The sequence below is a fragment of the Streptomyces sp. ICN903 genome, from assembly GCF_022015835.1.
GTDB lineage: Bacteria > Actinomycetota > Actinomycetes > Streptomycetales > Streptomycetaceae > Streptomyces > Streptomyces fenghuangensis.
This window is the reverse complement of the sequence record NZ_JAKMAY010000429.1, coordinates 1-3,821: the sequence shown is the minus strand read 5'-3', so window position 1 is coordinate 3,821 and position 3,821 is coordinate 1. Positions and strand designations below refer to the sequence as shown.

General features: G+C 76.5%; 4 protein-coding genes. 1 reads left to right on the top strand and 3 read right to left on the bottom strand.

Annotation, left to right across the window (positions count from 1 at the left end; translation table 11 throughout):
• Window positions 1-931, top strand: a 931-nt coding sequence (locus tag L7D48_RS27160; protein ID WP_308312350.1) for a DNA-3-methyladenine glycosylase 2 family protein, incomplete at its 5' end; no start/stop codon positions are given.
• 42 nt (window positions 932-973) lie between these two features.
• Here the strand turns inward: L7D48_RS27160 and L7D48_RS27155 are convergent.
• The 3 genes from L7D48_RS27155 to L7D48_RS27145 all read right to left on the bottom strand — a co-directional run.
• Window positions 974-2,353: a coenzyme F420-0:L-glutamate ligase gene (locus tag L7D48_RS27155; protein WP_237883489.1), complete on the bottom strand. Its 1,380-nt coding sequence runs from the start codon at window positions 2,351-2,353 to the stop codon at window positions 974-976.
• Window positions 2,350-3,312, bottom strand: a complete 963-nt coding sequence (gene cofD, locus L7D48_RS27150; protein ID WP_237883487.1) for a 2-phospho-L-lactate transferase — start codon at window positions 3,310-3,312, stop codon at window positions 2,350-2,352. Before cofD ends, L7D48_RS27155 begins: the two co-directional genes overlap by 4 nt.
• A 44-nt stretch (window positions 3,313-3,356) precedes the next feature.
• Window positions 3,357-3,821, bottom strand: a 465-nt coding sequence (locus L7D48_RS27145) for a cysteine dioxygenase family protein (RefSeq protein ID WP_237883484.1), incomplete at its 5' end; no start/stop codon positions are given.

Below are 3,821 nucleotides of genomic sequence, written 5' to 3'. Positions count from 1 at the left end.
CACCCCCGCCGTCCGCCGCTGGACCCCGCCGCAGCCGTTCGGGCCGCACGACCTGCGCCGCAATCTGCGGGTGCTCCAGCGCGGCCCGTACGACCCCGCCTACCGGGCGGTCGGCGGCGCGGTCTGGCGGGCCACCCGGACCCCCCTGGGCCCGGCCACGCTGCGCGTCGCGCCGGACGCGGGCGCGGGCGAGGTGGTGGGCGAGGCGTGGGGGCCGGGCGCCGAGTGGATCCTCGACCGCCTTCCGGCGCTGCTCGGCGCCGGCGACGACCCCTCGGCCTTCGTCCCCCGCCACCGGCTCGTGGCGGAGGCGCACCGCCGCCACCCCGGACTGCGGCTGGTGCGCACCGGACTGGTGCTGGAGTCGCTGATCCCCTCGATCCTGGAGCAGAAGGTCACCACGGACGAGGCGTACCGCGCCTGGCGGCTGCTGCTGCGCCGCCACGGCGAGCCCGCGCCGGGCCCGCCCGGCCGGCTGCCGGAGCACATGTACGTGATGCCCGGGCCGCGCACCTGGGCGCTGATCCCCTCCTGGGAGTGGCACCGGGCCGGGGTGGACGGCAAGCGCTCCTCGGCGATCCTGCGCGCGGTCGCGCGCGCCCGGCGCATGGAGGAGGCCGCGCGCATGGACCCGGCCGCGGCGGTGACCCGTCTGACGGCGATCCCCGGCATCGGCCCGTGGACCGCGGCCGAGACCCTCCAGCGCGTCAGCGGCGCGGCGGACGCGGTGACGGTCGGCGACCTGCACCTGCCGGGGATCGTGGTCTACACCCTCACCGGCGCACGCGACGGGGACGACGCGCGGATGCTGGAACTGCTCGCCCCCTACGCGGGCCAGCGCCACCGCGCCACGCGGCTGATCCTGGCCACCGGCCGCACCCCGCCCCGCCGTGCGCCGCGCTTCCCGCGCGGCGACATCGCACGCCTGTGACCGCTTCCGCGCCCGTCCCTCGACCGTGCCCTCGACCGCGCGTCAGCGGACGACGGTGAAGTCCTCCACCCGCCGCGGCGGGCGCGCCTTCGGCGGGGCGGCGGGACGGCCCACGGCCACCGCGCCCATCGGATCCCAGCCGCCGGGCAGGTCCAGTACCTCGCGCACCACGTCGCGGCAGAACATGGTGGACGACACCCACGCCGACCCCAGCCCCTCGCCCGCCAGGGCGACCAGCAGGTTCTGCACCCCGGCCCCGGCGGCGACCACGAACATCTCGCGTTCGGCGGCCGAGCGCCGCGCGTCCGGGTAGTCGTGCGTCCCCTCGGTCACCAGGCACGGCACCACCAGATACGGCGCGTTCCGCAGCACGTCCCCGCGCCGGATCCGCTTCGCGACGCTCTCCTCGCTCTTCCCGTCGGCGCGCAGATCGGCGATCCACGCCTCCCGCATGGCGTCCAGCAGCCGGGTGCGCGAGGCGGCCGACTCCAGCAGGACGAAGCGCCACGGCGTCGTGTGGTGCGGCGCCGGGGCCGTGACCGCCGCGGCCACCGCCCGCCGCACCGCCTCGCCGTCCACCGGTTCGCCGGTGAACTCCCGCACGGTGCGCCGCAGCGTCACCGCCTCCCGTACGGCCTCGGAGGCGCCCAGGCGGAACATGTCGTCGGCCGCCGGTCGGACCAGCGCCCGCGCTCCGGACTCCGTGTTCCCCCCGCTCTCCCCGGACTCCCCGCCCCCGGTCCCCTCCTGGGGGGAGTCCCACACCACGTGCTGCGGCAGGCCCCGCACCACCGCGACCGGCAGCCCGTCGGCCTTGCCCTTCACCAGCTCCCCGGCCCCGGCCAGTTCGTCGCCGACGGCCGTGACCGTCACGCCCAGCGGGTTGCCGTACATGTCCGTGCCGCCGCGCAGGTCCTCAAGGACCCGGACCCCGGCGGCACCGATGGCGACATCGGTCTGCCCCACGCGCCACGGCCGTCCGAAGGTGTCGGTGACCACGACCCCGACCGTCACGCCCAGCAGCTCCCGCAGGCCCTCGCGGATCCGGCGCGCGGAGGCGTCCGGGTCCTCGGGCAGCAGCAGCACCGTCCCGGCCGGGGTGTTGGAGGCGTCCACACCGGCAGCCGCCATCACGAAGCCGTGCCGGCTCTCGACGATCCGCGCCGGACCGCGCCGGGCGACCACCCGTACGGTCTCGGCGTCGATCGCGGCCTCCCGGTCGGCGGCCTCGACCACCCGCCCCTCGGCCTTGCTGACGATCTTCGACGTCACCACCAGCACGTCGCCGTGGGCCAGACCGGGCAGGTCCGGGGCGGTGGCCGCGTCCGCGATCAGCTTCACCAGGTCGTCGCCGGGCCGCACCTCGGGAATCCCCGGCAGCGCCCACACCCGGTACGCCGGGGGCGTGTCCGAGCCGGTCACATCCGCACCTCCTCGGCGAGGCCGAGCGCCTCGCGCGCCATCCGCGCGGTGGCCTCGACGTCCGTCATCAGCAGCGGCACGGCCCGGCAGCGGACACCGGCCGCCTCCACCTCGGGCACGGCGCCGGAGTCGGCGGTGTCCACCAGCCAGCCGTCCAGCAGCCCGGACCCGTAGTGTCCGGCCACCGCCGCGGCCGTGGTCTCCACGCCGATGGCGGCCAGCATCCTGTCGGCCATCCCGCGCACCGGAGCGCCCCCGATGACGGGGGACAGGCCCACCACCGGCACCCCGGCGTCGGCGATCGCCTCGCGGACGCCGGGCACGGCGAGGATGGTGCCGATGCTGACCACGGGGTTGGACGGCGGGAAGAGGACCACGTCCGCCTCCCCGAGGGCCTCCAGCACGCCCGGAGCCGGCTTGGCCTGCTCGGCGCCCACCGGGATCACCGCCTGCGCGGGCACCGACGCCCGCAGCCGCACCCAGTACTCCTGGAAGTGCACGGCCTTGCGGCCGCCGTCCTCGGCCTCGATCACCACATGGGTCTCGACCCGGTCGTCGGTCATCGGCAGCAGCCGCACCCCCGGCCGCCAGCGCGCGCACAGCGCCTCGGTGACGGCGCTGAGCGGATAGCCCGCGCCGATCATCTGGGTGCGCACGATGTGGGTGGCGAAGTCGCGGTCGCCCAGGCCGAACCAGTCGGGGCCGACGCCGTACGCCGCCAGCTCCTCCTTCACGGTGAAGGTCTCGTCCGCGCGGCCCCAGCCCTGCTCCTCGTGGATGCCGCCCCCCAGGGTGTACATCACCGTGTCGAGGTCCGGGCAGACCTTCAGGCCGAACAGGTGGATGTCGTCGCCGGTGTTGCCGACGACCGTGATCTCGGCGTCGGGTGCGGCCTCCTTCAGTCCACGCAGGAAGCGGGCACCACCGATGCCCCCGGCCAGAACCACAATGCGCTGCATGCGGACAGTCTCTCAGCCCGGAGCCGCCCCGGCGGGGCGGGGCGTCAGCCGGGCAGCGGGCTGCGGGGCGCGTCCGCGCCCCGCTCCGCCGGGGCGCACGAGACGGCGTGCGGGGCGTGCATCGGCATCTCGGTGAGGCCGGGGAAGTACACGTGCAGGCTGACGGCCGGCTCCAGGGCGTCGTTGACGACCTCGTGGACGTGACCGGGTGCGAACACCCGCTGCGTGCCGGCGCCCAGCGCGCGCTCCCCGCTCGCGGTCCGCTCGGTCAGCTCGCCGTCCAGGACGGTGAGGACCGCGGAGGAGGGGCCGTGGCCGTGCGGTCCGCTGCCCTGGCCCGGCACCCAGCTCAGCAGCCAGACCTCGTAGCCGGGCCCGGTGCGCAGCCGGTGGTACCAGCGGGTGGTGGCGTCGTACCGCACCAGCGGGGCCCATGCGGCGCGGTCGGCGGCGATCGTACGGGCGAGGCCGGCGAACCCGGCGACGGTGGAGGGGTGTTCGGGGACGGG